At 64.7% G+C, this 26520-nt stretch carries 22 protein-coding genes and 1 tRNA gene; 16 read left to right on the top strand and 7 right to left on the bottom strand.

What is annotated here, in order from left to right; genetic code table 11:
- Positions 1 to 45: 45 nt before the first annotated feature.
- Complete coding sequence (tsaD, locus tag CC207_RS16440) at positions 46 to 1071, bottom strand: tRNA (adenosine(37)-N6)-threonylcarbamoyltransferase complex transferase subunit TsaD (RefSeq protein WP_028689043.1); 1026 nt, start codon at positions 1069 to 1071, stop codon at positions 46 to 48.
- Between the two features lie 205 nt (positions 1072 to 1276).
- Between tsaD and rpsU the strand changes: the two genes are divergently transcribed.
- The 5 genes from rpsU (at position 1277) to CC207_RS16415 (ending at position 9638) form a co-directional block, all read left to right on the top strand.
- Positions 1277 to 1492: a 30S ribosomal protein S21 gene (gene rpsU / locus CC207_RS16435; protein ID WP_003255575.1), complete on the top strand. Its 216-nt coding sequence runs from the start codon at positions 1277 to 1279 to the stop codon at positions 1490 to 1492.
- Positions 1493 to 1773: 281 nt separating this feature from the next.
- Positions 1774 to 3762: a DNA primase gene (gene dnaG, locus CC207_RS16430; RefSeq protein WP_088852412.1), complete on the top strand. Its 1989-nt coding sequence runs from the start codon at positions 1774 to 1776 to the stop codon at positions 3760 to 3762.
- A gap of 67 nt (positions 3763 to 3829) precedes the next feature.
- Entirely contained in the window at positions 3830 to 5680 is a 1851-nt protein-coding gene (rpoD, locus tag CC207_RS16425) for an RNA polymerase sigma factor RpoD (RefSeq protein WP_028689045.1), read from the top strand.
- A 120-nt stretch (positions 5681 to 5800) separates the two neighbouring features.
- Positions 5801 to 9544, top strand: a complete 3744-nt coding sequence (locus CC207_RS16420) for an EAL domain-containing protein (RefSeq protein ID WP_088852411.1) — start codon at positions 5801 to 5803, stop codon at positions 9542 to 9544.
- Positions 9545 to 9561: 17 nt separating this feature from the next.
- Positions 9562 to 9638, top strand: a tRNA-Ile gene (locus CC207_RS16415).
- Positions 9639 to 9718: 80 nt separating this feature from the next.
- On the opposite strand, the gene prfH is transcribed toward CC207_RS16415, so the two are convergent.
- Positions 9719 to 10339, bottom strand: coding sequence for a peptide chain release factor H (gene prfH, locus CC207_RS16410; protein ID WP_088852426.1), 621 nt, complete (start codon positions 10337 to 10339; stop codon positions 9719 to 9721).
- Entirely contained in the window at positions 10339 to 11475 is a 1137-nt protein-coding gene (locus CC207_RS16405) for an RNA ligase RtcB family protein (protein ID WP_088852410.1), read from the bottom strand. Before CC207_RS16405 ends, prfH begins: the two co-directional genes overlap by 1 nt.
- 451 nt (positions 11476 to 11926) lie before the next feature.
- Here CC207_RS16405 and CC207_RS16400 point away from each other — a divergent pair, with 451 nt between their 5' ends.
- Positions 11927 to 12298, top strand: a complete 372-nt coding sequence (locus CC207_RS16400) for a hypothetical protein (protein WP_088852409.1) — start codon at positions 11927 to 11929, stop codon at positions 12296 to 12298.
- Between the two features lie 54 nt (positions 12299 to 12352).
- On the opposite strand, the gene CC207_RS16395 is transcribed toward CC207_RS16400, so the two are convergent.
- Positions 12353 to 13048 carry a CatB-related O-acetyltransferase gene (locus CC207_RS16395; protein WP_088852408.1) on the bottom strand — a complete coding sequence of 232 codons (696 nt, stop codon included), beginning with the start codon at positions 13046 to 13048 and terminating at the stop codon, positions 12353 to 12355.
- A gap of 156 nt (positions 13049 to 13204) precedes the next feature.
- Between CC207_RS16395 and CC207_RS16390 the strand changes: the two genes are divergently transcribed.
- Positions 13205 to 13666, top strand: a complete 462-nt coding sequence (locus CC207_RS16390; RefSeq protein WP_088852407.1) for an Lrp/AsnC family transcriptional regulator — start codon at positions 13205 to 13207, stop codon at positions 13664 to 13666.
- A 16-nt stretch (positions 13667 to 13682) separates the two neighbouring features.
- Here the strand turns inward: CC207_RS16390 and CC207_RS16385 are convergent, their stop codons facing one another.
- The gene (locus CC207_RS16385) at positions 13683 to 13973 is read right to left on the bottom strand and encodes a DUF3077 domain-containing protein (protein WP_028689051.1); all 291 of its coding nucleotides are present in this window, start codon (positions 13971 to 13973) and stop codon (positions 13683 to 13685) included.
- 637 nt (positions 13974 to 14610) lie between these two features.
- On the opposite strand from CC207_RS16385, the gene CC207_RS16380 reads away from it, so the two are divergent.
- From CC207_RS16380 to CC207_RS16340, 9 genes are all read left to right on the top strand, one after another.
- Positions 14611 to 16293: an NAD(P)/FAD-dependent oxidoreductase gene (locus CC207_RS16380; RefSeq protein WP_028689052.1), complete on the top strand. Its 1683-nt coding sequence runs from the start codon at positions 14611 to 14613 to the stop codon at positions 16291 to 16293.
- A 16-nt stretch (positions 16294 to 16309) separates the two neighbouring features.
- Entirely contained in the window at positions 16310 to 17092 is a 783-nt protein-coding gene (locus tag CC207_RS16375; protein ID WP_088852406.1) for a carbon-nitrogen hydrolase family protein, read from the top strand.
- A 52-nt stretch (positions 17093 to 17144) separates the two neighbouring features.
- Entirely contained in the window at positions 17145 to 19460 is a 2316-nt protein-coding gene (pqqF, locus tag CC207_RS16370; RefSeq protein WP_088852405.1) for a pyrroloquinoline quinone biosynthesis protein PqqF, read from the top strand.
- Positions 19461 to 19631: 171 nt separating this feature from the next.
- Positions 19632 to 19703: a pyrroloquinoline quinone precursor peptide PqqA gene (gene pqqA / locus CC207_RS16365; RefSeq protein ID WP_003243383.1), complete on the top strand. Its 72-nt coding sequence runs from the start codon at positions 19632 to 19634 to the stop codon at positions 19701 to 19703.
- 91 nt (positions 19704 to 19794) lie between these two features.
- The gene (pqqB, locus tag CC207_RS16360; protein WP_028689055.1) at positions 19795 to 20706 is read left to right on the top strand and encodes a pyrroloquinoline quinone biosynthesis protein PqqB; all 912 of its coding nucleotides are present in this window, start codon (positions 19795 to 19797) and stop codon (positions 20704 to 20706) included.
- Between the two features lie 27 nt (positions 20707 to 20733).
- Positions 20734 to 21471, top strand: a complete 738-nt coding sequence (gene pqqC / locus CC207_RS16355) for a pyrroloquinoline-quinone synthase PqqC (protein ID WP_175406172.1) — start codon at positions 20734 to 20736, stop codon at positions 21469 to 21471.
- Entirely contained in the window at positions 21468 to 21743 is a 276-nt protein-coding gene (gene pqqD / locus CC207_RS16350) for a pyrroloquinoline quinone biosynthesis peptide chaperone PqqD (RefSeq protein ID WP_028689057.1), read from the top strand. Before pqqC ends, pqqD begins: the two co-directional genes overlap by 4 nt.
- Positions 21715 to 22863 (top strand): pyrroloquinoline quinone biosynthesis protein PqqE, encoded by a 1149-nt coding sequence (gene pqqE, locus CC207_RS16345; protein ID WP_028689058.1) that lies wholly within the window; start codon positions 21715 to 21717, stop codon positions 22861 to 22863. Before pqqD ends, pqqE begins: the two co-directional genes overlap by 29 nt.
- Positions 22844 to 24655 (top strand): S9 family peptidase, encoded by a 1812-nt coding sequence (locus tag CC207_RS16340; RefSeq protein ID WP_088852404.1) that lies wholly within the window; start codon positions 22844 to 22846, stop codon positions 24653 to 24655. The genes pqqE and CC207_RS16340 overlap by 20 nt, the downstream gene beginning before the upstream one ends.
- A gap of 141 nt (positions 24656 to 24796) precedes the next feature.
- Here CC207_RS16340 and CC207_RS16335 read toward each other — a convergent pair whose 3' ends face one another.
- Entirely contained in the window at positions 24797 to 24955 is a 159-nt protein-coding gene (locus CC207_RS16335) for a YqaE/Pmp3 family membrane protein (RefSeq protein WP_009681539.1), read from the bottom strand.
- 157 nt (positions 24956 to 25112) lie between these two features.
- Positions 25113 to 26390 (bottom strand): aspartate aminotransferase family protein, encoded by a 1278-nt coding sequence (locus CC207_RS16330; protein WP_088852403.1) that lies wholly within the window; start codon positions 26388 to 26390, stop codon positions 25113 to 25115.
- Positions 26391 to 26520 lie beyond the last annotated feature (130 nt).

Below are 26520 nucleotides of genomic sequence, written 5' to 3'. Positions count from 1 at the left end.
GGGCGCGAGCGCCATTTCTGAGGCGCCCGCACAAGCCGGCACCTTTCACACCGCCGGCAACTGCTCCATCGGCCAGCGCGCCTGCACGCTGATGGCCAGGTCCTGCCGCTGCCCGGCCAACAGGCGCTGGCAACCGGCATAGGCGATCATCGCGCCGTTGTCGGTACAGAACCGTGGACGGGCGTAATAGACGTTGCCCTTGATGCTGGCCAGCATTTCTTCCAGCGAAACGCGCAAGGCCTTGTTGGCGCTCACGCCACCGGCGATGACCAGGCGTTTGAGGCCAGTCTGCTTGAGCGCACGCTTGCACTTGATGGTCAGAGTCTCCACCACCGCCTGCTGGAACGCCAGCGACACGTCGCAACGGGTTTGCTCGTTGTCGTCCCCGGCGTCGCGGCATTGCTGCCAGGTGTTCAGGGCGAAGGTCTTGAGGCCGCTGAAGCTGAACTGCAGGCCCGGCCGATCGCACATCGGCCGCGGGAACACGAAGCGCCCGGGCGTGCCTTGCTCGGCCAGGCGGGCGATCTCGGGGCCGCCCGGATAATTGAGGCCGATCAGCTTGGCGGTCTTGTCGAAGGCTTCGCCAGCGGCGTCGTCCAGGCTCTCGCCCAACAGCTCGTACTGGCCGATGCCATCGACGCGCACCAGCTGGGTGTGCCCACCGGACACCAACAAAGCGACGAACGGAAATTCCGGCGGCTGCTCCTCGAGCATCGGCGCCAGCAGGTGGCCTTCCATATGGTGCACACCGATCGCCGGAATATCCCAGGCAAAGGCCAGCGCCTGGGCGCAGGAGGCGCCCACCAGCAGCGCGCCGACCAGGCCGGGACCTGCGGTGTAGGCGATGGCGTCGATCTCGGTGGCGACGCAGTCGGCTTCCTGCAGCACCTGGCGAATCAGCGGCAGCATGCGCTTGACGTGGTCGCGCGAGGCGAGCTCGGGCACCACGCCGCCATAGACGCGGTGCAGGTCGATCTGGCTGAACAGCGCGTCGGCCAGCAGGCCGCGCTCACTGTCGTATAATGCGACGCCAGTTTCGTCGCAGGATGTTTCCAATCCCAGTACTAGCATGGGTCCGTGCCTTGTTGAGGCTGAATTCGAAGGCGCGCATGATAGTCCCCGTGTCCGGTGCCGACCAGCGGTTTTCGATCAGAGGCTTTGCATTCCGGCCAGCTAAGGGTTAACATCCGCAACCCTTGAAAACCGACGTTCTCCAGCACACCTTATGTTTTGCCAGGAGCACGTCTACCCCGGTAATGAATTAAGGTAGCCCTGGATGCCAGCCGTCAAAGTTAAAGAGAACGAACCCTTCGACGTAGCTCTGCGTCGTTTCAAGCGCTCCTGCGAAAAAGCCGGTGTACTGGCTGAAGTTCGTAGCCGCGAGTTTTACGAGAAGCCGACCGCCGAGCGCAAGCGCAAAGCCGCTGCCGCTGTAAAGCGTCACGCCAAGAAGGTTCAGCGCGAACAGCGCCGCGCCGTTCGTCTGTACTAAGTACAGCCGTTCTACGCAAAGCTTCTGCCATGCCCGGCCTCGTGCCGGGCAGATGGCAGCGGTCGCTTCAAACCCTTGGCCATGCGCCTTGGGCGCCCCGGCAAAAGCCATGGGCAACCCGCATCAACGCGTCAGAACTGGTCCTCGACCAGGCGTGCACGTCCTTTCTGACGAGCCCTTCATGGGCTGGTGACGAGCACACTCCTCTTCCTGCGAGATACCCCACGCCAAACCCGCGCACAAGCGTTTAGACTTGCCAGTTGCCAGATGACGAGACTGCCATGGCCGGGCTGATTCCCCAGAGCTTCATCGATGACCTTCTCAACCGCACCGACATCGTCGATGTGGTGAGTTCGCGCGTCCAGCTGAAGAAGACCGGCAAGAACCTGTCCGCCTGCTGCCCGTTCCACAAGGAAAAGAGCCCCTCCTTCACCGTCAGCCCCGACAAGCAGTTCTACTACTGCTTCGGCTGCGGCGCCGGCGGCAACGCGCTGGGCTTCATCATGGACCACGACAACCTGGACTTCCCCCAGGCGGTCGAGGAGCTGGCCCGCGCGGCCGGCATGGAGGTACCCCGGGAAGAGGGCCGCCGCGGACAGAAGCCGCGCCAGCCAACCGATTCACCGCTGTACCCGCTGCTGGAAGCAGCCAGCGAGTTCTATCGCCAGGCCCTGCGCGGCCATGCCACTCGCAAGGCAGCGGTGGACTACCTCAAGGGCCGCGGCCTGTCCGGCGAGATCGCCCGCGACTTTGGCCTGGGCTTCGCCCCGCCGGGCTGGGACAACCTGCTCAAGCACCTGGGCGCCGACGCGTTGCAGCAAAAGGTGATGATCGACGCAGGCCTGTTGATCGAGAACGCCGAGAGCGGCAAGCGCTACGACCGTTTCCGTGATCGGGTGATGTTCCCGATCCGCGACAGCCGTGGCCGGGTCATCGCCTTCGGCGGCCGGGTACTGGGCGACGACAAGCCCAAGTACCTGAACTCCCCGGAAACCCCGGTATTCCACAAGGGCCAGGAGCTGTATGGCCTGTACGAGGCGCGCAAGCACAACCGCAACCTCGACGAGATCATCGTGGTCGAGGGCTACATGGACGTCATCGCCCTGGCCCAACAAGGCCTGCGCAACGCGGTGGCCACCCTCGGCACCTCCACCAGCGAGGAGCACCTCAAGCGCCTGTTCCGCGTGGTGCCCAGCGTGCTGTTCTGCTTCGACGGCGACCAGGCCGGCCGCAAGGCCGCCTGGCGCGCCCTGGAGGCGACCCTGTCGAGCCTGCAAGACGGCCGCCGCGCGCGCTTCCTGTTCCTGCCCGAGGGTGAAGATCCGGACAGCCTGGTGCGCGCCGAAGGCACCGACGCCTTCCAGGCCCGCATCAACCAGCACGCCCAGCCTTTGGCCGACTACTTCTTCGAGCAGTTGAGCAACGAAGCCGACCCGCGCTCGCTGGAAGGCAAGGCGCACATGGTCACACTGGCCGCGCCGCTGATCGAGAAAGTGCCGGGCGCCAACCTGCGCCAATTGATGCGCAACCGCCTGAAGGACATCACCGGGCTTGACCCGCAGCAGATGGAGCAGCTGGCGCAGAGCGCGCCAACGCCAAGCGTGCCGGACTACGACCCCGGCTACGATTACGACGCCATGGCCAGCTACACGCCTGACCATGGCGACATGCACTACCCGCCCGACTATACGCCGCAGCAGCAGGAGCAACGTCCCTGGACGCCAAACAAAGGCGGTAGCAAGAAACAGTGGGACGGCAAGCCATGGGACAAGAAAGGCGGCAAGCCCTGGCAGCGCGACGGCCAGCGCGGCGAAGCCCCGCCACGGGTGCCAGCGCCGGTCGAACCGCCGACACTCTCGGCCCTGCGCACCTTGCTGCACCACCCGCTGCTGGCCGGCAAGGTCGAGGACGCCAGCCACTTCGCCGACGAAGAGCAAATGTACAGCCAGCTGCTGGTGGCGCTGATCGAGGCCGCGCAGAAAAATCCTAAGCTAAGCTCAATGCAGCTGATCGCACGCTGGCACGGCACCGAGCAGGGCCGCCTGCTGCGCGCCCTGGCGGAAAAGGAATGGTTGATCGATGCCGACAACCTTGAACAACAGTTTTTCGACACTATAACTAGTTTGTCAGCTCGCCAGCGCGAGCGCATCTTGGAACATTTGATCAGAAAATCGCGTCAAATCGACTTGGACGGGGAAGAAACCGCCAAGCTTCGCGAACTGCTCAGACGCAATGTTCCAGCACAAAACCCGACCTCATCTGGCGCGTGAGGTCCAGGTTCGGGTATAATCCTCGGCTTGTTTTTTGCCCGCCAAGACCTTCAGTGGATAGGGTGTTATGTCCGGAAAAGCGCAACAGCAATCTCGTATCAAAGAGTTGATCACCCGCGGTCGTGAGCAGGGCTACCTGACTTACGCGGAGGTCAACGACCACCTGCCTGAGGATATTTCAGATCCGGAACAGGTGGAAGACATCATCCGCATGATCAACGACATGGGGATCAACGTATTCGAGAGTGCTCCGGATGCGGATGCCCTGTTGTTGGCGGAAGCCGACACCGACGAAGCCGCAGCCGAAGAAGCCGCAGCCGCGTTGGCGGCAGTTGAGACCGATATCGGCCGCACGACCGACCCGGTGCGCATGTACATGCGCGAGATGGGTACCGTCGAACTGTTGACCCGCGAAGGCGAGATCGAAATCGCCAAGCGTATCGAGGAAGGCATCCGTGAAGTCATGGGCGCCATTGCTCACTTCCCGGGCACCGTCGACTACATCCTCGGCGAATATGATCGCGTCACCAGCGAAGGTGGCCGTCTGTCTGACGTTCTCAGCGGTTACATCGACCCTGATGACAACATCGCCGCGCCGACCGAAGAAGTGCCGATTCCAGGTGCCAAGGCCGCTGCCGCGAAGGAAGAGGAAGACGAAGAAGACGAAGAAAACGCCGACGGCGATGACGAGGAAGAGGCCGAAAGCGGTCCGGATCCGGTCGTTGCCGCGCAGCGTTTCGGTGCGGTCAAGGATCAGCTGATCGACACCCTCAAGGTGCTGAAAAAGCACGGTCGAAGCCACAAGGACAGCATCGGCGCCATGCAGGCCCTTGCCGACCTGTTCATGCCGATCAAGCTGGTGCCGAAGCAGTTCGACGCACTGGTCGAGCGTGTACGCAGCGCCCTGGACCGTCTGCGCCAGCAGGAACGCGCCATCATGCAGCTGTGCGTGCGTGATGCCCGCATGCCGCGCGCCGACTTCCTGCGCCTGTTCCCGAGCAACGAGACCGACCAGACCTGGTCCGGTGACCTGGCCAAGCGCAACACCAAGTGGGCCGCCGCCCTGGGTGAGAAAGACGCCGCCATCGTCGCCTGCCAGCAAAAACTGATCGACCTCGAGACCGAGACCGGCCTGACCGTCGCCGAGATCAAGGACATCAACCGTCGCATGTCCATCGGCGAAGCCAAGGCCCGCCGCGCCAAGAAGGAAATGGTCGAGGCGAACCTGCGTCTGGTGATCTCGATCGCCAAGAAGTACACCAACCGCGGCCTGCAGTTCCTCGACCTGATTCAGGAAGGCAACATCGGCCTGATGAAGGCGGTGGACAAGTTCGAATACCGTCGCGGCTACAAGTTCTCGACCTACGCCACCTGGTGGATCCGCCAGGCGATCACCCGCTCGATCGCCGACCAGGCGCGCACCATCCGTATCCCGGTGCACATGATCGAGACGATCAACAAGCTCAACCGCATTTCCCGGCAAATGCTGCAGGAAATGGGTCGCGAACCGACCCCGGAAGAGCTGGGCGAACGCATGGAGATGCCTGAGGACAAGATCCGCAAGGTCCTGAAGATCGCCAAGGAGCCGATCTCCATGGAAACCCCGATCGGTGACGACGAAGATTCGCACCTGGGCGACTTCATCGAGGACTCGACCATGCAGTCCCCGATCGACGTGGCCACGGTCGAAAGCCTCAAGGAAGCGACCCGTGACGTGCTCTCGGGCCTGACCGCACGTGAAGCCAAGGTGCTGCGCATGCGTTTCGGCATCGACATGAACACCGACCACACCCTCGAAGAGGTAGGCAAGCAGTTCGACGTGACACGCGAGCGGATCCGTCAGATCGAAGCCAAGGCGCTGCGCAAGCTGCGCCACCCGACGCGAAGCGAGCATCTGCGCTCCTTCCTCGACGAGTAAAGACGAACCCCGGCCCAGGCCGGGGTTTTTCTTATGTGACAGAAGGTCGTTGCCACTGTCTACCCAGCGGGTGGAATGCCCGTCTACACTCGAATCAGACCCCCTGATCGAGAGGCCGCTATGCCCATGATGCCGGCCTTCCTGTTGCTGCTCCTGCTCACCTGGAACACAACGGCCGGCGCCCTGACCCTGACCGACGAGGAACAAGCCTGGCTCAGCGCCCACCCCGAGCTGCGCCTGGGCGTCGATGCTTCATGGCCGCCGTTCGAGTTCCGCGACCAGGAAGGTCGCTACCAGGGATTGGCCGCCGATTACATCGCCGTGATCCAGGAACGTCTGGGGGTCACCCTCAAGCCGATCGAGCCCAGCAGCTGGACAGAAGTGCTCGAACAGGCGCGCAGCAATCGCCTCGACCTGCTCCCCGGGATCATGTCCACTCCGGAGCGCCAGAACTACCTGGCCTTCACCCGCCCCTACCTGGACTTCCCGATCGTCATCCTCGCCCACTCCGGCGGCGCGCAACCACGCAACCTCAAGGACCTCTACGGCCTGAAGATCGCCGTGGTGGAAAACTACGCCCCCCACGAGCTGCTGCGCACCCACCACCCCGACCTCAACCTGGTGGCCATGCCCAATGTCAGTTCGACCCTGCAGGCCCTGGCCACCGACGAAGTGGACGCGGTGGTCGGCGACCTTGCCTCGAGCATCTGGAGCCTGCGCCAGCTCAAGCTGGACGGCCTGTATGTCAGCGGCGAGACACCGTACCGCTACCAGCTGGCCATGGCCGTGCCCCGGCAGCAGAAGGTGCTGGTCGGCATCCTCGACAAGGTGATGGCCGACATGAGCAGCAGTGAAGTCAGCCGTATCCAGCAACGTTGGGTGGGCAACGTCGTCGATCAGCGGACCTTCTGGCACGATGTCCTGCTCTATGGCCTGCCGGCGGTGCTGGTGCTGATGGCCATACTGGCGGTGGTGATCCGCATCAACCGGCGCCTGAGCTCGGAGATTTCCCGGCGCATAGCCCTGGAGCAGGAACTACGCAGCAGCGAGTACCACTATCGCGGCCTGGTCGAGAGCCTGTCGGCGGTGGCCTGGGAAGCCGACGCCAACGACTTCAGCTACAGCTATGTCTCGCCCCATGCCGAAGACCTGCTCGGCTACCCCACGGCGCAATGGCTCAAGCCCGGCTTCTGGCGCAGCATCCTGCACCCGGAGGACGCCCTTTGGGCGCAGGCCTACTGCGACAGCGAAACGGCAGCCGGGCGCGACCACAGCCTCGACTACCGGGTGATCCGCGCCGACGGCCACACCCTGTGGGTACGCAATATCGTCAGCATGATCGAGCACGGCCACAAGCCGCTGATGCGCGGACTGATGATCGATATCAGCGAAACCAAGCACACCGAGGATGCCCTGCGCCTGTCAGAGCAGAAGTTCGCCTCGGTGTTCCAGCAGTGTCCGGACATCCTGGTCATAGCCCGGCACAGCGATGGCTGCCTGCTGGAGGTCAATGAAGCCTTCGAGGAGCTGATCGGTCTGAGCCCCACCCAGGTGATCGGTCGCACCGCCACCGAGCTCGGCCTGTGGGGCGTGGCCGGCACCGGCCCGGCGCTGCTCGAACGCCTGCACCGGGGCGGCATTCGCAACCTGGAAATGACCTTCCGCCGCAGCAACGGCGAACTGTTCACCGGCCTGACCTCGGCCGAAACCTTCGAACTGGACAGTATGCCGGCACTGGTGGTAGCGATCCGCGACATCAGCCAGCTCAAGGAAACCCAGCAACAGTTGCAGACCTCCGAAGAGAAGTTCGCCAAGGCCTTCCACGCCTCCCCCGACGGCCTGCTGCTGTCGCGCCAGAGCGACGGCCTGCTGCTGGAGGTCAACGAAGGCTTCTGCCGCCTGACCGGCTACGACATCAGCACCACGGTCGACCAGACCTCGCTGGACCTGGGCATCTGGGTCGACCTCAACGAGCGCCAGCGCCTGGTCGACCAACTGCAGCGCGACGGATTCGTGCGCGATTTCAGCTGCCATATTCGTCGCAGCGACGGGCAGATCCGTCTCTGCGAGCTGTCCGCCCGGCCACTGCCGATCGGCGGCGTCGACTGCATGCTGACCATCGCCCGCGACATCACCGAGCGCCACCTGATGCAGGAAAAGCTGCAACTGGCCGCCACGGTGTTCGAGAACACCGCCGAGGGGGTGCTGATCACCGACACCGACCAGCGTATCAGCGCGGTCAACCGCGCCTTCAGCGAGATCACCGGCTACAGCGAGATCGAAGCCCTCGGCCAGACCCCGCGCCTGCTCGCCTCCGGCCAGCACGACAGCGCCTTCTACGCCGCCATGTGGCACCAGCTGACCGCCGAGGGCCACTGGCAGGGCGAAATCTTCAACAAGCGCAAGAACGGCGAGCTGTACCCCGGCTGGCTGACCATCAGCGCCGTGCGTAACCACGAGCGCGAGATCACCCACTTCGTCGCCGTGTTCGCCGACATCTCCAGCCTCAAGCACGCCCAGGCCAAGCTCGACTACCAAGCCCACCACGACCCGCTCACCGGCCTGCCCAACCGCGCCCTGTTCGAAAGTCGCCTGCAGGGCGCGCTGACCTGCGCCCAGGTGTCCAACCGCCAGGGCGCGGTGCTGTTCCTCGACCTCGACCGCTTCAAGCACATCAACGACAGCCTCGGCCACCCGGTGGGCGACCTGCTGCTCAAGGGCATCGCCCAGCGCCTCAAGGAGCAGGTGCGCGACGTGGACACCGTGGCCCGCCTCGGCGGCGACGAGTTCATCATCCTCCTGCCCGGCCTGCACAAACCCAGCGATGCCAGCGCCATCGCCAACAAGCTGCTGGCCGGCTTCCATGCACCATTCCAGGCCGGCGAGCACGAATTCTTCACCAGCGCCAGCATCGGCATAAGCCTGTACCCGCAGGACGGCACCGATGTCGCCAGCCTGATCCGCAACGCCGACGCCGCGATGTACCGTTCCAAGGCCAAGGGTCGCAACCGCGTCGAGGCCTACACCCGCGAGCTCACCACCCAGGCCAGCGAACGCATTGCCCTGGAACACGAGCTGCGCCGCGCCATCGAGCGCAACGAGCTGAGCCTGTGCTACCAGCCCAAGTTCAGCCTCAAGACCCAGAGCCTGGTCGGCGCCGAGGCGCTGGTCCGCTGGTCCCATCCCACTTTCGGCGAAGTGCCGCCCGAGCAGTTCATCCACTTGGCCGAGGAGAACGGCACCATCCTGCAGCTCGGCGACTGGGTGCTGGAGCAGGCCTGCCGGCAGATGCACGCCTGGAAGAAGGCCTACCACGCCTTCGGCCCGCTCTCGATCAACCTGGCCGGCGCCCAGTTGCGCCAGCCCAACCTGGCCCGGCGCATCGAACAGCTGCTGCGCAGCTACCAGCTCAAGGCCGGCGACCTGCAGTTGGAGATCACCGAGAACTTCATCATGAGCCAGGCCGAGGAAGCGCTGAGTGTGCTGCACCAGCTCAAGCTGCTGGGCGTTCAGCTGGCCATCGACGACTTCGGCACCGGCTACTCGTCACTCAGCTACCTCAAGCGCCTGCCGCTGGACATCCTCAAGATCGACCAGTCGTTCATCCGGGGCCTGCCCGACGATCCCCACGACGCCGCCATCGCCCGCGCCATCATCGCCCTGGGCCGCAGCATGCAGCTGACGATCATTGCCGAGGGCGTGGAAAACCAGGCGCAGCAGCGCTTCCTGGCCGCCGAAGGCTGCGAACAGATCCAGGGCTACATCGTCAGCCTGCCGCTGCCGCCGGACGAGTTCGCGGCGACCTTTCTTCGCATAGCACAAACGGATCTTTCGGATGGCACCCTATCGAAACCCTCGTTATAATCCAGCGCTCCTGCTGAGGGCCTATAGCTCAGTCGGTTAGAGCAGAGGACTCATAATCCTTTGGTCCACGGTTCGAGTCCGTGTGGGCCCACCAAACAGAAAGCCGCGCGATGCGCGGCTTTTGCGTTTTTGGCGGGACCACCTCAGATACAGTCCTATGGTCTCGCTCACAATCTACTCGTCAGCCGGCTCGAAGCGCTCGCCACGAAACACCCGATGTGGATTGCCACGCTCGACGCGGTGATGGAACAACCGCCGCTTCGCGCGCAGTTCGCTGTCGACCTGCTCTGCCTGTTGCGCCAGGCGTTGACCGATGAGCAGCAGCGCCAAGCGCTTGTTGGCGTGCTGGCTACGCTCGCTCTGTACCTTGACGCTGATGCCGCTGGCCAGGTGCGTGGCGCGCACTGCCGAGTCGGTGGTGTTGACATGCTGACCACCCGGCCCGGACGAACGCAAGGTCTCGAAGTGGATCTCGCTCGCCAATTCCGGTGCCGGTGGCGCAAACCGTGCGCACCCAAAGAACCAGTTCTTGCGCGCATGCCCCGGCCGGTACGGACTGCTGCACGTCCATTGCAGCGAGCCCGTCCAGTGATCTGCCAGGTGCTCGGCCTGCTCGCCCTCCAGTGCCAGCAACACAGAGCGCAAGGTACCGCGACGCTGCCCCGGCTCTTCTTCGAGTATCCGTACCGCCACGGCCTGGGCATCCGCTTCGGCCTGCAGCCTGAGCAATGCCTTGGCCACTGCCAGGGCACATTCTTCCGGCCCCTGAGCCGCCGAGAGTTGCAGTAGGATCATCAGCAGCACCCTCCGCGCGTCTTGTAGGTGAGCACCGGTTTCAGTCGTGCCAGCACGCGAACCAACCCCGCTTCACGCAAGGCACCCACCACCGAGTCGATAGCCTTGTAGGCCTCCGGCGCTTCCTCGTAGATCAGCGCCCGGTCGGCGCAGATCACGCGGCTGCCTAGTGCCGTACGACTCAGTTGCTCGACGCTGTAGCGCGAGACGAGGCGGTCCTTGCACTCGCTGCGCATCCATTTGCGTCCGGCGCCATGGGCCAGGGACAACAGGCTGCGCTCGTCGGCGATCGGCTGTACCAAGTAGCTGTAGTCGCCGCGCGAACCAGGGATCACCACCGCCCCCTGATCCGACGGTGTGGCGCCTTTGCGATGCAGCCAACCATCGAGCCCGTCGACCTGCGCTGGCGACACCAGGTTGTGGTTGATGTCGAGCAGTACATCGCCATCGGCACGCAAGCGGTCGAGCATGCGCCGGGCAATCAACTGACGGTTGGCTTCGGCAAAACGCAGCGCGCCGTCGTGCCGGCCCAGGTAATGAGTGCTGGCCTCGCTGCCCGCCTCCAGTCCGTGATGACCGAACAGGTCGACCTGCTCACGCAAGATCGCCTCGCCCAAACCACGCGAGCCGCTGTGCACCAGCAACAGCAGGTGTTTGCGCTCGATGCCCAAGGCTGCCAGGGCCGTATCGTCGTAGCTTTCATCGAGTTGCTGCAGCTCGGCGAAGTGGTTACCACCACCAATGGTGCCTAGAGAACGCTCGTGCCCCGTGGCAGGCAAACCGAAGCTGGCGACGGCCTCCTGCCACGTCTCGTCGAGCGGCAGGCCGAGGTTGCCAAGGCGTTTCTCCAGCTTGTCCAGATGCAGCTTGGCGGTCGGGATGTCCGTGCGCCACAGCGCCATGCCACAGCCGATGTCATTGCCGACCAGTGCCGGGTACAAACGCCCCACGGAAAAGAATGCCGCGCCGACCGGATAGCCACGCCCCGGATGCAGGTCCGGCATGCCGGCCACCCGATGCATGCCCCCTAGGCGAGCGGTGGTTGCGAGTTGTTGGATCGCTTTTCCTTCGATCCAGGTGTCGTCCGCGGCGACCAATACGGCGCCGTCGGACAAATTGCGAATGCAAGTGCCCATAGTCCAATCCTGATGGGTTGAAACAAAAAGATGTTCGGATTGGCAGGCCAGAGGCCGGGCGTTGCGGTACCGCTAACGAGTAGCGGCGAATGCGATCAAGCCAGGCGCGACCTGCAAAGGGTGATCAACTGTTGCATGATGTACCTCCTTTGCTGTCGGGTGAGAGAAGGCGGGCATCTTAGGTGTGTAATTGCCACCGTGCAACAACCTTGATCACATTTTCACCATGAGAACAACGTCATGGCCGAAAAACCTGACCGCTCCGCGGTACAAAAAACAATACACTGGCGGTACAGTGCCCAGCTTCCCCTGGATCTGTAGTTCGGGTCGCTCTGAGCAGCGGCAAAGTGCCTTTAGCACACCCGTTCTATTTCGCCATTACTGCCGCGTTTCTAGAATCCCTCCATCGCTTCGGCACCGGGTCGGAGCCCAGTGATCGAGGGAACGTCACATGAACATCCAAGGAACGCTTGGGGCCCTGCTCGTTGTGCCGATGCTGGCCACGCTCGCAGGTTGCGTGGCACCGGGCTCCTACAACCAGGGCCAGCAGCCCAGCCAGATGGCCGGCGGCAACGCCCCTTGCACGCCCAGTGCGACCGACAACCTGATCTCCACCGGCCGCAGCCTGCTCAGCATCGCCAACTCGGTGCTGGAAACCAAGCACAGCATGAATGGCACCTCGGCCACCTATGACCAGCGCATGCAGCTTGCGGAGAACGCGCAGAAGGTCAACAAAGGTAATCAGATGCTCGACAACGTCGAGAGCATGACTGCTGGCCTGAAGTCGCCTTGCGCCACGGCGCAGACCAGTGCGTCACGTTGATCAAATTCGATCAGGGCTGCGCAGCAGCCCCGGTCGTGACAGATTCTCGGCAATTCAAGCCGACGTCAGCACCTTGCAGCCCCGCCGCGAAATCTCGATCCTCGCATAACTTGCCTCACCGAGCCCGCTGATCCGATCAAGGCAGGCGGCAGGATCGTGCAGCGGCAGTTCCAGCAACTGTCGGGTATCGCGCTCCCACCAGCGCGATGCCAGCAGGCGCTCGATCATCGCTTCCGGGTATCGAAAACGCACGACCTTGGCCGGAAAGCCCGCCACCACGGCGTAAGGCGGTACGTCCCGGGTGACCAGGGCGCGGGTGGCAATGATCGCGCCCGTGCCCACCTCGACGCCTTCCATGATCATCGCGCCCTCGCCGATCCACACGTCGTGGCCGATCCGCGCCGGTGTGCTCGGCGGTTCGTATTGCCACTGGGTGCCGGTGAACTGGAAAGGGTGCGAACTCAGCCAATCGGTGGGGTGAGCGTATTTTTCCTGGCCGATGACCACCGCGCTGCCAATGGAGCAGTAACGCCCGATCGATTCGACCACCTGCAGCGAACCGCCGCTGCGGATATAGGTATGAGCCCCGATCGAGAGGTCGAGGGTGGCGGCGCTGACCGCCACATCGCCAATGCGCACTTCGGCCTCAAGCGCCAGCTTTGCCCGCTTGCCGAACTTGGAAATGCCTGTGCTCACCTTGCAACCGTGTTGGCGAATCCATCGCCGCCAGTACCAGTCCTTGAACTTCATGGGTCAATCACTCCTGCCATGGTCCAGGCTGCCCGATGGCAGCGGCCTGCCATCGTACCGTCTTGTCGGCGCAATGCCAGCCCCGGACGCCTCTGTGCGCCTTGCGCGAAGCGGTCGCGCTTGCATAGGCTAGCAGCTCGACAAAAGAGACCTACCATGCCGGCCACCTCCTCCATCGCCCTTGACGCCATCGATCGCCAGTTGATCGCGCTGCTGCAGATCAATGCCCGCGAAAGTGTCGCCACCCTCGCCCGCCAGCTGGGCATCGCCCGCACCACGGTGAACTCGCGGCTCGAGCGCCTGGAGCGCAACAAGGTGATCACCGGCTATGGCGTGCGCCTGGGGCAGCGCCTGATCGGCGGCGGCCTGCAGGCGTACGTGGGGATCAAGGCGCAGCCGCGTTCGGGCAAGGACATCGTGCGCCACCTCAGCGCCATGGGGCAGGTCCAGCAACTGTGCGCGGTCAGTGGCGAGTTCGACTACGTGGCCTGGCTGCTCAGCGACTCGCCGGAGCAACTGGACCAGTTGCTCGACCTGATCGGCAGCCTCGACGGGGTGGAGAAGACCACCACATCGATCATCCTCAGCAGCAAGGTGGACCGCGGCCAGCCGGGCTGACCGCGGCGCCCGATCCTCAGGCCTCCATCGCGTCGAGCAGCCCTTCCAGCAGCGCGCGTACCGTTTCCGCCGAATGCAGGATCGACCAGATCATCGCCCGCCCCGCCTCGGGGGCATGGTGCTGGGCGTAGTCGTCGGCGATTTCCTGGATGGCCCGGGCCAGCATGCTGGCGTGGACCAGGGCGTCGGCGGCATCGACGCCGGGGCGCACGGTGAAGATGGGGGGATGACTGGACTGGCAGGAGCAGAAGGACTGCTCGGTGGTTGGGTTCAGGGCGAGGGGTGGGTCGGGGACGATCTTTTTCATAGCGCAGTATCCAAGTTGAGCCAGGAATTACTGCCATCGGCGTCCTTCTCACGGGAATTGGGTGGCAGCCGTACGCGGGGTGAGAATCCGGCCAACTTGGAAACCGGCCAGGCAAAAGCCTGCCCGCGCAAGGCTGCCATAACGCATACCTCGGCGCTCAAGTTGGAAGAGGGTTCTCACGCCCGATCACCGAATAGGCGGTGACCGGCTGAAGTTAACCGCCAAGGGTTCTCCCAAACTGCCAGACCGAGGCTACATGGCGCGTAGGATACTTCCTGTTATTACTTGTCTCTGTAGGACCAAGCTGATCCTCGTCAGAAAGACGCGGTCGCTATAGGGGGCGCGCAGGAAACAAAGTTGCAAGCATCACCGGCTTGGGAACGGGCTTGCCCCGCGATGCGGTGTATGGCACCGACTTCGCCGGTGATCGCGGGTCAAGCCCGCTCCCCCAAAGAGAGCAGCTGATACCGGGTCAAAATCGTCATTTTATGCAAAAAATAGAACACTATGACGAAACAAATCACATAACGACGCCAATCTGCACCTTAATAACGAACACCCCACTTCATAAAATGGCCACCAGGCATTCTCTATACTCAGGCTCCGCCCCCTGCGCAGCCCCTGGCAAGGTCATTACATGAACAAGAAAAACCGCCACCCCGCCGACGGCAAGAAACCCATCACCATCTTCGGCCCCGACTTCCCGTTCGCCTTCGACGACTGGCTGGAGCACCCGGCCGGCCTGGGCAGCATCCCCAAGGAGCGCCATGGCGAAGAGGTGGCGATCGTCGGTGGTGGCATCGCCGGGCTGGTGGCGGCCTACGAGCTGATGAAGCTGGGCCTCAAGCCCGTGGTGTACGAGGCCTCCAAGCTGGGTGGCCGGCTGCGCTCGCAGGCGTTCAACGGCACCGACGGCATCGTCGCCGAACTGGGCGGCATGCGCTTCCCGGTGTCGTCCACCGCGTTCTACCACTACGTCGACAAGCTTGGCCTTGAGACCAGGCCCTTCCCCAACCCGCTGACCCCGGCTTCGGGCAGCACGGTGATCGACCTGGAAGGCCAGACCTACTACGCCGAAAAATCCGCCGACCTGCCGCAGCTGTTCCACGAAGTGGCCGACGCCTGGGCCGACGCCCTGGAGAGCGGCGCGCAGTTCGGCGATATCCAGCAGGCCATCCGCGACCGCGACGTGCCGCGCCTCAAGGACCTGTGGAACAAGCTGGTGCCGCTGTGGGACGACCGCACCTTCTATGACTTCGTCGCCACCTCGCGCTCGTTCGCCAAGCTGAGCTTCCAGCACCGCGAGGTGTTCGGCCAGGTCGGCTTCGGCACCGGCGGCTGGGACTCGGACTTCCCCAACTCGATGCTGGAAATCTTCCGCGTGGTGATGACCAACTGCGACGATCACCAGCACCTGGTGGTCGGCGGCGTCGAGCAGGTGCCGCAGGGCATCTGGCGCCATGTGCCGGAACGTTGCGCCCACTGGCCGGCCGGCACCAGCCTCAGCGGCCTGCACGGCGGCGCGCCACGCACCGGGGTCAAGCGCATCGCCCGGGCCAGCGACGGGCGCCTGGCGGTCACCGACAACTACGGCGACGTGCGCCACTACGCGGCGGTGCTCACCACCTGCCAGAGCTGGCTGCTGACCACCCAGATCGACTGCGAGGAGTCGCTGTTCTCGCAAAAGATGTGGATGGCCCTGGACCGCACCCGCTATATGCAGTCGTCGAAGACCTTCGTCATGGTCGACCGGCCGTTCTGGAAGGACAAGGACCCGGAAACTGGCCGCGACCTGATGAGCATGACCCTCACCGACCGCCTGACCCGTGGCACCTACCTGTTCGACAACGGCGACGACAAGCCTGGGGTGATCTGCCTGTCATACGCGTGGATGAGCGACGCCCTGAAGATGCTGCCGCACCCGACCGAAAAGCGCGTGCAGCTGGCCCTCGACGCGCTGAAGAAGATCTACCCCAAGACCGATATCGCCGGGCATATCATCGGCGACCCGATCACCATCTCGTGGGAGGCCGACCCGCACTTCCTCGGCGCCTTCAAGGGCGCGCTGCCGGGCCACTACCGCTACAACCAGCGCATGTACGCGCACTTCATGCAACAGGATATGCCCGCCGAACAGCGCGGCATCTTCATCGCCGGTGACGACGTGTCGTGGACCCCGGCCTGGGTGGAAGGCGCTGTGCAGACTTCGCTCAATGCCGTGTGGGGTATCATGAACCACTTCGGTGGCCAGACCCACCCGGACAACCCCGGCCCGGGCGATGTGTTCCACGAGATCGGCCCGATCGCCCTGGCCGACTGAGCGAAGGAGTAGCGCCATGCGCATCGCCCTGTTCCAGGGCACGCCCAAGCCGTTGGACGTGCCCGGCAATCTCGAGCGCCTGCAGCACCAGGCCCAGCAGGCTGCCGCCCAAGGTGCGCAGTTGCTGGTGTGCCCGGAAATGTTCCTCAGCGGCTACAACATCGGCCTGGACCAAGTGGAACGCCTGGCCGAGGCCGAGGACGGCCCCTCGGCCATGAGTGTCGTCGAGATCGCCCAGGCGCACCGGATCGCCATCGTCTACGGCTATCCGGAACGGGCCGAGGACGGGTCGATCCACAACAGTGTGCAACTGATCGACGCCCATGGCCGCAGCCTGTGCAACTACCGCAAGACCCACCTGTTCGGCGAGCTGGACCGCTCGATGTTCAGCCCGGGCGACGATCACTTTCCGGTGGTCGAGCTGGACGGCTGGAAGGTCGGGCTGCTGATCTGCTACGACATCGAATTCCCGGAGAACGCCCGACGCCTGGCGCTGAACGGCGCCGAGCTGATCCTGGTGCCGACGGCGAACATGGCGCCTTACGACTTCGTCTGCCAGGTGACCGTGCGCTCGCGGGCGCAGGAGAACCAGTGTTATCTGGTATACGCCAACTACTGCGGCAGCGAAGGCGAGATCCAATACTGCGGGCAGAGCAGCATCGTCGGGCCGGATGGTGATGTGCTGGCGATGGCCGGGGACGAAGAGGAGCTGTTGCTGGCGGATCTGCAACGCGAGCGGGTATTGAGAGGTCGGGAGGCGTTTCCCTACCTGGCGGACCTGCGTCGGGATCTGCATTAACAGCGACAGGGCCAGAACAGACAACCTCGGCATTGCACGCTAGCATGGCGTCATGTCCGACGCCATTCGCCACCTCACCCTCGCCAACGGCCTGCACCTGACCCTGCGCCACGCGCCACGCCTCAAGCGTGCGGCGACGGCGTTGCGGGTGCATGCCGGCAGCCATGACGCACCCGCGCGCTGGCCGGGCCTGGCGCACTTTCTCGAACACCTGTTCTTCCTCGGCAACAGGCGTTTTCCGCTGGACGACGGCCTGATGCGCTACGTCCAAGGCCTGGGTGGCCAAGTCAACGCCAGTACCCGCGAACGCACCACCGACTTCTTCTTCGACGTGCCCCCCATAGCGTTGGCCGGTGGGCTGGAGCGTCTGTGCCAGATGCTCGCCGAGCCGGACTTCGCCATCGCGCGCCAGCGCCGCGAGCGCGAGGTGATCCATGCCGAGTTCATCGCCTGGTCGCGCAATCCCGACGCCCAGCGTCAGTTCGCCTTGTTGCAGTCGGTGTCGGCACGCCATCCGCTCACCGGCTTTCACGCCGGCAACCGGCACAGCCTGCCGCTGGAAAACGATGCCTTCCAGCAAGGGCTGAGGCAGTTCCACCACGACTTCTACCAAGGCGGGCAACTCACCCTGAGCCTGGCCGGCCCGCAGCCGCTGGATGAGCTGGCGCACCTGGGCAGGCAGTTCGGTGGTCTGTTCGCCAAGGGCGAAAGCGTCGCCCGGCAACGGCCACCCGCCTTGCTCGACACGCCGCTGCGCCAACCAGGCGGCTGGGGCAACCGCCACGACCTGCTGTTCGCCCATGATGGACTGCCGGATGGCGCAGAGCAGGCACTCGAGCTGTTGCTGGCCCAGCTCACCGACAGCCGACCCGGCGGTTGGCTGGATGCCTTGCGCCAGCGCGGCTGGCTGCAGGGCTGCAAGGCGCAACAACTTCACGCCCATGCCGGGCAGTTGCTCTGGCATGTCCAGTTGCAGCTGTCGGACCAGGCTTGTCTGGACAAGACCCGGGAGCTGCTGCACGGCTGGCTGGGTTTTCTGCGCCAACAGGACCACAAGCCGCTGAACGACCGCTTCGCCCGCCTGCAGCAACGCCACGAACAGGCCGCCAGCGCAATGGAACTGGCCCAGCGCGACAGTGCCGGCCGGCCTTTCGCAGGGCTGGGAACACAAGGCCTGGAAGCCTTCGCTGCACTGCTGTGGGACCTGCCTTCCGCGGATGCCGGAGACTGGCAATTGCCCCCCGATGAAGCGCTGCTGGCAACCGAACTTCCCATGATCGACACGCCGTTGCCAGCAGGACTTGGTCTCGGTGACTGCCTGCCGCCCTCTCGTCAGTTTGCGAGCCTCAACCTGCGTTGGCACATTCCTTCGCCGCTGCGTCAGCGCATGCAGGTCGTTCTGCAACATAGTCTGCAACCCCTGCGCGAGCGTGCCGACCAGGCAGCGTTGCGACTGGGCTTCGAGGCCATTGGCGATTACTGGCAGTTGCGCCTCGCGGGGTACCCGCTGGCCGTGATCAATGCCACGCACGAGGCCCTGACCTTGCTGCGCACGCCAGCCCAGGAGCATTGGTACTCGCCAGCGGCAGCCGAAGCACCGCTGATACCGATCCGTGCGCTGCTGAAGGCACTGCCGGACGCTTTACTGATGGGTGAAGAGCAACCGCAGCCGGCTTGCACCCTGGACCAGCCGCGGCTCGACGCACTCTGGCAGCAAGCCCGCTGGCAGGGTTTGGCGCAAGGGTTCGCCCCCGCCCAACAGGGCGCCTTGGGCACGGCACTGCAAGGCCTCATGGGACAACCGATCGCCCCCTCGCCAGCGTGCCCGATACTCGGACGCCACTGGCGGCAGATCCCGACTTCGGGCAGCGAGCCCGCGCTGTTGCTGTTCTTCCCGCTGCCGGCTGATCTGCAGGCCGCCGGTCGACTGCTCGCCCACGTGCTGCAAGGCCCGGTCTATCAGCGTCTGCGCGTCGAGCTGCAGCTGGGTTACGCCGTGTTCAGCGCCTTTCGTCAGATCGAAGGCTACGGCGGACTGCTGTTCGGCGTGCAATCGCCGCACGCCAGCCACGCACAGATCCTGGGCCATCTGCTGGACCTGCTGCGCGAGGGCGTCGCGCTGGCCCCAGCGGCGCGAGCGCAGCTGGCCGATCAGTTCGACGAGACAGCGATGACCAACGCCGATGTCACGCAATGGGCCTGGCAGGCACATATCGCGACACACAATGCCGACCTGTCGCGCATGCGAAGGTCTATCCTCAATGTCGAACAAGGCCAGCTGGATGCGTTGCTCCAGCAGTTGCTCGATGCCAGGCACGGTTGGTTGTGCCTGGCCAATGCCAGTGCCCCGGACGCCGAATGGCTATGAAAAAACGGCGGGATTGTTACCGCAAATGCAATGGCGCTTTTCGAAGAATTAACCTTTCGGTACAAATTTTTCTTGTAAGATAGCGCAATCTCGGCCAATGGAACCTCTCTCTGCGGGGAGTACCCAATAATGAGCCGACCACCCCAAACCCCATCCGGAAGGAGCAAGCCCATGTGGACCAAACCTGCATACACTGACCTGCGTATCGGCTTCGAAGTGACCATGTACTTCGCCAACCGTTAAACGGCTGCGCAGTTAGACGCCCCGGCCCGCCGGGGCGTTTGTGTTTTTCCGATATGGCTTTCGGGCTAACCTTTCCGGCTAGAGAGTACCCATGTACATCCAGATCCTCGGTTCCGCCGCCGGTGGCGGGTTCCCCCAGTGGAACTGCAACTGCGTCAATTGCAAGGGCTACCGTGACGGTACCCTGCGCGCCACCGCGCGCACCCAGTCGTCCATCGCCCTGTCCGACGACGGCGAGCACTGGATCCTGTGCAATGCCTCGCCGGACATCCGCGCCCAGCTCCAGGCGTTCGCGCCGATGCAGCCGGCCCGCGCCCTGCGCGACACCGGTATCGACGCCATCGTCCTGCTCGACAGCCAGATCGACCACACCACCGGCCTGCTCAGCCTGCGCGAGGGCTGCCCGCACCAGGTGTGGTGCACCGACATGGTCCACCAGGACCTGACCACCGGTTTTCCGCTGTTCAACATGCTCAGCCACTGGAACGGCGGCCTGGTGTGGAACCGCATCGAGCTCGAAGGCAGCTTCGTCATCGACGCCTGCCCGAACCTGCGCTTCACCCCCTTCCCGCTGCGCAGCGCCGCGCCGCCTTATTCCCCGCACCGTTTCGATCCGCACCCGGGCGACAACCTCGGGCTGCTGGTGGAAGACACCCGCACCGGCGGCAAGCTGTTCTACGCACCGGGCCTGGGCCAGGTCGACGCCAAGTTGCTGGAGATGATGCACGGCGCCGACTGCCTGCTAGTCGACGGCACCCTGTGGGAGGATGATGAAATGCAGCGCCGCGGCGTCGGCACCCGCACCGGCCGCGAGATGGGCCACCTGGCGCAGAACGGCGCAGGCGGCATGCTTGAGGTGCTGGATGGCTTCCCGCGCCAGCGCAAGGTGCTTATCCACATCAACAACACCAACCCGATCCTCGACGAAGACTCGCCGGAACGCGCCGAAGTGCAGCGCCGGGGCGTGGAAGTCGCCTTCGATGGCATGAACATCGAGTTGTAAGGAGGCCCTGTGAGCGACGCAACGCCGATGTCCCCTGCCGAGTTCGAGCAGGCCCTGCGCGCCAAGGGCGCCTACTACCACATCCATCACCCCTACCATGTGGCGATGTATGAAGGCCGCGCCACCCGCGAGCAGATCCAGGGCTGGGTGGCCAACCGCTTCTACTACCAGGTCAACATTCCGATGAAGGATGCCGCGATCCTGGCCAACTGCCCGGACCGCGAAGTGCGCCGCGAGTGGATCCAGCGCCTGCTCGACCACGATGGCGCGCCCGGCGAGGACGGCGGCATCGAAGCCTGGCTGCGCCTCGGCCAGGCCGTGGGCCTGGATCCCGACCAACTGCGCAGCCAGGAGCTGGTGCTGCCCGGCGTGCGCTTCGCGGTCGACGCCTACGTCAACTTCGCCCGCCGCGCCAGCTGGCAGGAAGCCGCCAGCAGCTCGCTGACCGAACTGTTCGCCCCGCAGATCCACCAGTCGCGCCTGGACAGCTGGCCGCAGCACTATCCGTGGATCGACCCGACCGGCTACCAGTACTTCCGCACCCGCCTGGGCCAGGCCCGGCGCGATGTGGAGCACGGCCTGGCGATCACCCTGCAGCACTACACCACCCGCGAGGGGCAGGAACGCATGCTCGAGATCCTGCAGTTCAAGCTGGATATCCTGTGGAGCATGCTCGACGCCATGAGCATGGCCTATGAACTGAACCGCCCGCCGTATCACAGCGTCACAAGTGAGCGGGTCTGGCACAAGGGGATCGCCCTATGAGTTTCGACCGTCAACAGGTGCCTGCCTGGCGCCCCGGCTACCGTTTCCAGTACGAGCCGGCGCAGAAGGGCCATGTGCTGCTGTACCCCGAGGGGATGATCAAGCTCAACGACAGCGCCGGGCTGATCGGCGGGCTCATTGATGGCCAGCGTAGTGTCGCTTTGATCATCGCCGAACTCGAGCGGCAGTTCCCCGGTGTGCCCGAAGTCGCCGACGACATCGAGCAATTCATGGAGGTGGCCCGTGCCGAACACTGGATCACCCTCGCCTGAAGTACCGGTAGGACTGCCGCTGTGGCTGCTGGCCGAACTCACCTACCGCTGCCCGCTGCAGTGCCCGTACTGTTCCAACCCGCTGGACTTCGCCGAGCAGGGCAAGGAGCTGAGCACCGAGCAGTGGTTCAAGGTGATGGCCGAAGCCCGCGAGATGGGCGCCGCGCAAATCGGCTTCTCCGGTGGCGAGCCGCTGGTGCGCCAGGACCTCACCGAGCTGATCGGCGAAGCCCGTCGCCTGGGCTACTACACCAACCTGATCACCTCCGGCATCGGCCTGACCGAGCAGAAGATCGCCGCGTTCAAGCAGGCCGGGCTGGACCATATCCAGATCAGCTTCCAGGCCAGCGACGAGCAGGTGAACAACCTGCTGGCCGGCTCCAAGAAAGCCTTCGCGCAAAAGCTGGAGATGGCCCGGGCAGTGAAGGCCCATGGCTATCCGATGGTGCTCAACTTCGTCACCCACCGGCACAATATCGACAAGATCGACCGCATCATCGAGCTGTGCCTGGCCCTGGAGGCCGACTTCGTCGAACTGGCTACCTGCCAGTTCTACGGCTGGGCGCACCTCAACCGCCTGGGCCTGCTGCCGACCCGCGCCCAGCTGGAGCGGGCCGAGCGCATCACCAACGAGTACCGGGACAAGCTCAAGGCCGAAGGCAAGCCGTGCAAGCTGATCTTCGTCACACCGGACTACTACGAAGAGCGCCCCAAGGCCTGCATGAACGGCTGGGGCAGCCTGTTCCTGACCATCACGCCGGATGGCACCGCGCTGCCGTGCCATGGCGCACGCCAGCTACCGGTGCAGTTCCCCAATGTGCGCGACCACGACCTGCGGCATATCTGGTACGACTCGTTCGGTTTCAACCGTTTCCGCGGCTATGACTGGATGCCCGAACCGTGCCGCTCGTGTGACGAGAAGGAGAAGGACTTCGGTGGCTGCCGTTGCCAGGCCTTCATGCTCACCGGCGATGCCAGCAAGGCCGACCCGGTGTGCGGCAAGTCGCCGGACCATGGCATCATCCTCAAGGCCCGCGAGGAGGCCGAACACGCAACGCTGGAGATCGAACAGATGACCTTCCGCAACGAGCGCAATTCCCATGTCATCGCCCGTGGCTGAGTTCAGCGCCGCCCAGGCGGTGGCCGCTGGCACCGATTTCGCCGAGCTCAAGGTCGGCGCGCAAGGGGTGTTCTGGAACGAGTTCCGCCCCGCCGATGGCGCCTGCCGGGTCTGGCACTGGCGCGATCGGCAGGCCCGCTGCCTGACCCCGGACGGGTTCAGTGTGCGCAGCCGGGTCTATGAGTACGGTGGCGGCAGCTTCTGCCTGGGCGACGACGGGCTGGTGTTCGTCAACGAAAAGGACCAGCAGGTCTACCTGCAGGCCCTGGATGGCAGCCCACCGCGCCCGCTCACCCACGCCGACGACTGCCGCTATGGCGACGTGCAGTGGCAGGCCGGTCAGGTGCTGGCCGTCGAAGAGCAGCATGGCGAACAGGTTGTACATCGCCTGGTGGGTCTCTCGACGCAGCATCGGCAAATCCTGGCCGAAGGGGCCGACTTCTACGCCTCACCCACGCTGAGCCCCGACGGCTGCCGACTGGCCTGGATCGAATGGAACCGACCTGCCCAACCTTGGACCGTCACCCGCCTGATGTGCCGGGAACGCGAACCTTCTGGCGCCTGGGGCCCGGCATGCTGCATCGCCGGGCAGGACGAATCGCTGCAACAGCCGCGCTTCGATGAGCAAGGCCGCTTGTACTGCCTGTCCGACCGCGACGGTTTCTGGCAGCCCTGGGGCGAACTCGACGGACACTGGCAACGCCTGCCCGCCGCGCCCGCCGATCATGCCGCCGCCCCCTGGCAACTGGGCGCCAGCACCTGGCTGGCCCTTGGCCCGTCCAGCTACCTGGCCAGCTGGTTCGAGGACGGTTTCGGCCAACTGGGGCTGCGCCGCGCCGATGGCGAGGTGGAGCGTTATGCCAGTGCGTACACGCGTTTCCGTGGCCTGGCGCTGGATGACGGACAGCTCTATGCCGTAGCCGCTTCGCCGATCAGCCCACCGGCGGTAATCGCCATCGACCGGCGCAGCCATGAAGTCCAGGTGCTGGCAGGTGGCGCCGAGGTGCTGCCCGCCGAGGACATCAGTCTTCCACAACCGATTCGTTACGCCAGTGGCGAAGGCACCGCCCACGGATTCTTCTACCCCGCCATGCAAGGCACGGGCGGGCCATCGCCGCTGGTAGTGTTCATTCACGGCGGTCCGACTTCGGCCTGCTACCCGGTGCTCGACCCGCGCATCCAGTACTGGACCCAGCGCGGCTTTGCCGTCGCCGACCTCAACTACCGGGGCAGCAGCGGCTATGGTCGCGCCTACCGCCAGGCACTGCACCTGAACTGGGGAGCGAGTGATGTGGAAGATGCCTGCGCGGCTGTCGCCCACCTTGCCGGCCAGGGCCTGATCGACCCTGACCAAGCCTTCATTCGTGGCGGTAGCGCCGGCGGTTACACCACCCTGTGCGCCTTGGCCTTCCGGGACGTCTTCCGCGGCGGCGCCAGCCTGTACGGCGTCAGCGACCCCGAAGCGCTGGGGCGGGCCACCCACAAATTCGAAGGCGACTACCTGGACTGGCTGATCGGCGACCCCCGGCGCGATGCCGAGCGTTATCGCCAGCGCACGCCGCTGCTGCACGCCGGGCGGATCAAGGTGCCGGTGATCTTCTTCCAGGGTGAGCTGGACGCGGTAGTGGTGCCGGAGCAGACCCGCAGCATGCTTGAGGCGCTCAAGGCCAATGGTATCGAGGCAGAGGGGCATTTTTACGCGGGCGAGCGGCATGGCTTGCGCCAGGCGGCGAACCTGGCGCATGCGCTCGAGGAAGAGTGGAGGTTCTACAGCCGGTTGCTTGGCCGGTAGGGCAAACGTCGTTCCAGGCTTCAACCGGAACGGCGTGGGAGCGGGCTTGCCCCGCGAGGCGGTGCCTGGCACCGGCTTCGCCGGTGTTCGCGGGGCAAGCCCGCTCCCACGCTGATCATGCTTGCAGAGCGGTCTTTGATCTCAGCGCTTGGCGATGATGTACACCGCATGCACGATCCCGGGGATATAGCCCAGCAAGGTCAGCAGGATATTCAGCCAGAACGCCCCGCCGAACCCCACCTGGAGGAACACGCCCAGCGGCGGCAGGATGATGGCGATGATGATGCGGATGAAGTCCATGTGCTGCGCTCCTTGAGGGTGTATCAACACAGACTAGCCGTGCCTCGCAGAGGTTCCACCAAGCAAAAAAAACGCCCCGGGCCATGTATTTCAGGCCAGGGGCGATGCGCAGGAACGCCAGACGGTTCGTTGAAATTCTGTATGCCGGAGCAATCGGTCAGGCCGGCACTTCGCGGCGGTTGTGCTGCTGGGCATGCAGGCGGGCGAACGCCCGGGCCAGGCGCAGGAGCATCTCGTCGATATTGCCCTTGCTCACGGTCAGCGCCGGCGAGAACCGCACCACGTCGACCTGCGGCGCATTGAGCAGCAAGCCCTCCTGCAGCGCGGCCTCGACCAGCTGCGCCGCGCTGTCTTCACGCAGTTGCAGACCCCACAGCAGCCCCTGGCCACGCACCTCGCCCTGGCCGTAGCGACCCGCCAGGCGGCTCAGGCCATCGCGCAGGTGCCGGCCACTGTCCAGCACCTGCTCGAAGAAGCCCGCCTCCAGCACGGTCTGCAACACGGCCAGCCCTGCAGCGCTCATCAGCGCGTTGCCATGGTGGCTGCCCTCCAGCTCGCCCGGTTCGGCGCAGCAGGCACGGCCACGAGCCAGTAGCGCCGCCAGCGGCACGCCACCGCCCAGGCCCTTGCCGAGAGTGATGATGTCGGCCCGCACTCCGTAGGATTCTTCTGCCAATAGGGTGCCGCAGCGTCCTACACCGGTCTGCACTTCATCGAGAATCAGCAGAATGCCCAGCTCACGGCATAGGCGCTCGACACCCTGGAGGTAATCACGGGTGGCCGGGATCACGCCGGCTTCGCCCTGGATCGGCTCGAGCATGATCGCCACGGTGCGCGAGTCGACCGCTGCGTGCAGCGCCGCCAAGTCGTTGAACGGCACTTTGCTGAAGCCCGGCAAGCCGGGCTCGCAGCGGTTGCACGGCAGCGGATCGGAAGCCGACAACGCCCCAAGGGTGCGCCCATGGCAACCCTGGCTGGCGGTGATGATGTGATAGGCGCCGTTGCGGTGTAGCTGGCCCCACTTGCGCGCCAGCTTGATCGCGCCCTCGCAGGCTTCGGCACCGCTGTTGAGCAGGTAGGCCTGGTCACTGCCAGTGCGCTGGCATAGTAGCTCGACCAGGCTCAGCAGACCGCGGCTGTGATAGCCCGCACCGGGGTTGATCAGCGCCTGGGCCTGGTTGCCCAGCGCCTTGACCAGCACGCTCGGGCTGTGCCCCAGGCTGTTGACCGCGCAACCCTGGGTGAAGTCCAGGTAGGCGTGCCCCTCGCTGTCCCACAACCAGGAACCCTGGCCACGCACGAACACCTGCGGCGCACGCTCGGTGCTGGGCATCAGCCGCTCGCGGGAGAGCTGCGCGCCGGCCGGCTCGATCACCGGAGCACGCTTGGGCTCGGCGACGGCGGGCGCCGAGCGGCGCAGGTTGAACAGGTTCATCGGGGCTCCGGCCAATCACGGGTGGGCGGTCAAGGTTCCGGTCTGGCGCCGGAATCGGATATTTTGCCTTGCCTATCAAAAGTGTTTTTCATTCGGGGTAACAATCGCCTTGAAGACCGCTGTAACCCGT

The sequence above is a fragment of the Pseudomonas sp. DrBHI1 genome (genome assembly GCF_002205115.1).
Taxonomy (GTDB): Bacteria; Pseudomonadota; Gammaproteobacteria; order Pseudomonadales; family Pseudomonadaceae; genus Aquipseudomonas; species Aquipseudomonas mosselii.
The sequence above is the reverse complement of the archived record's forward strand: the minus strand, read 5'-3'. Positions and strand labels throughout refer to the sequence as shown.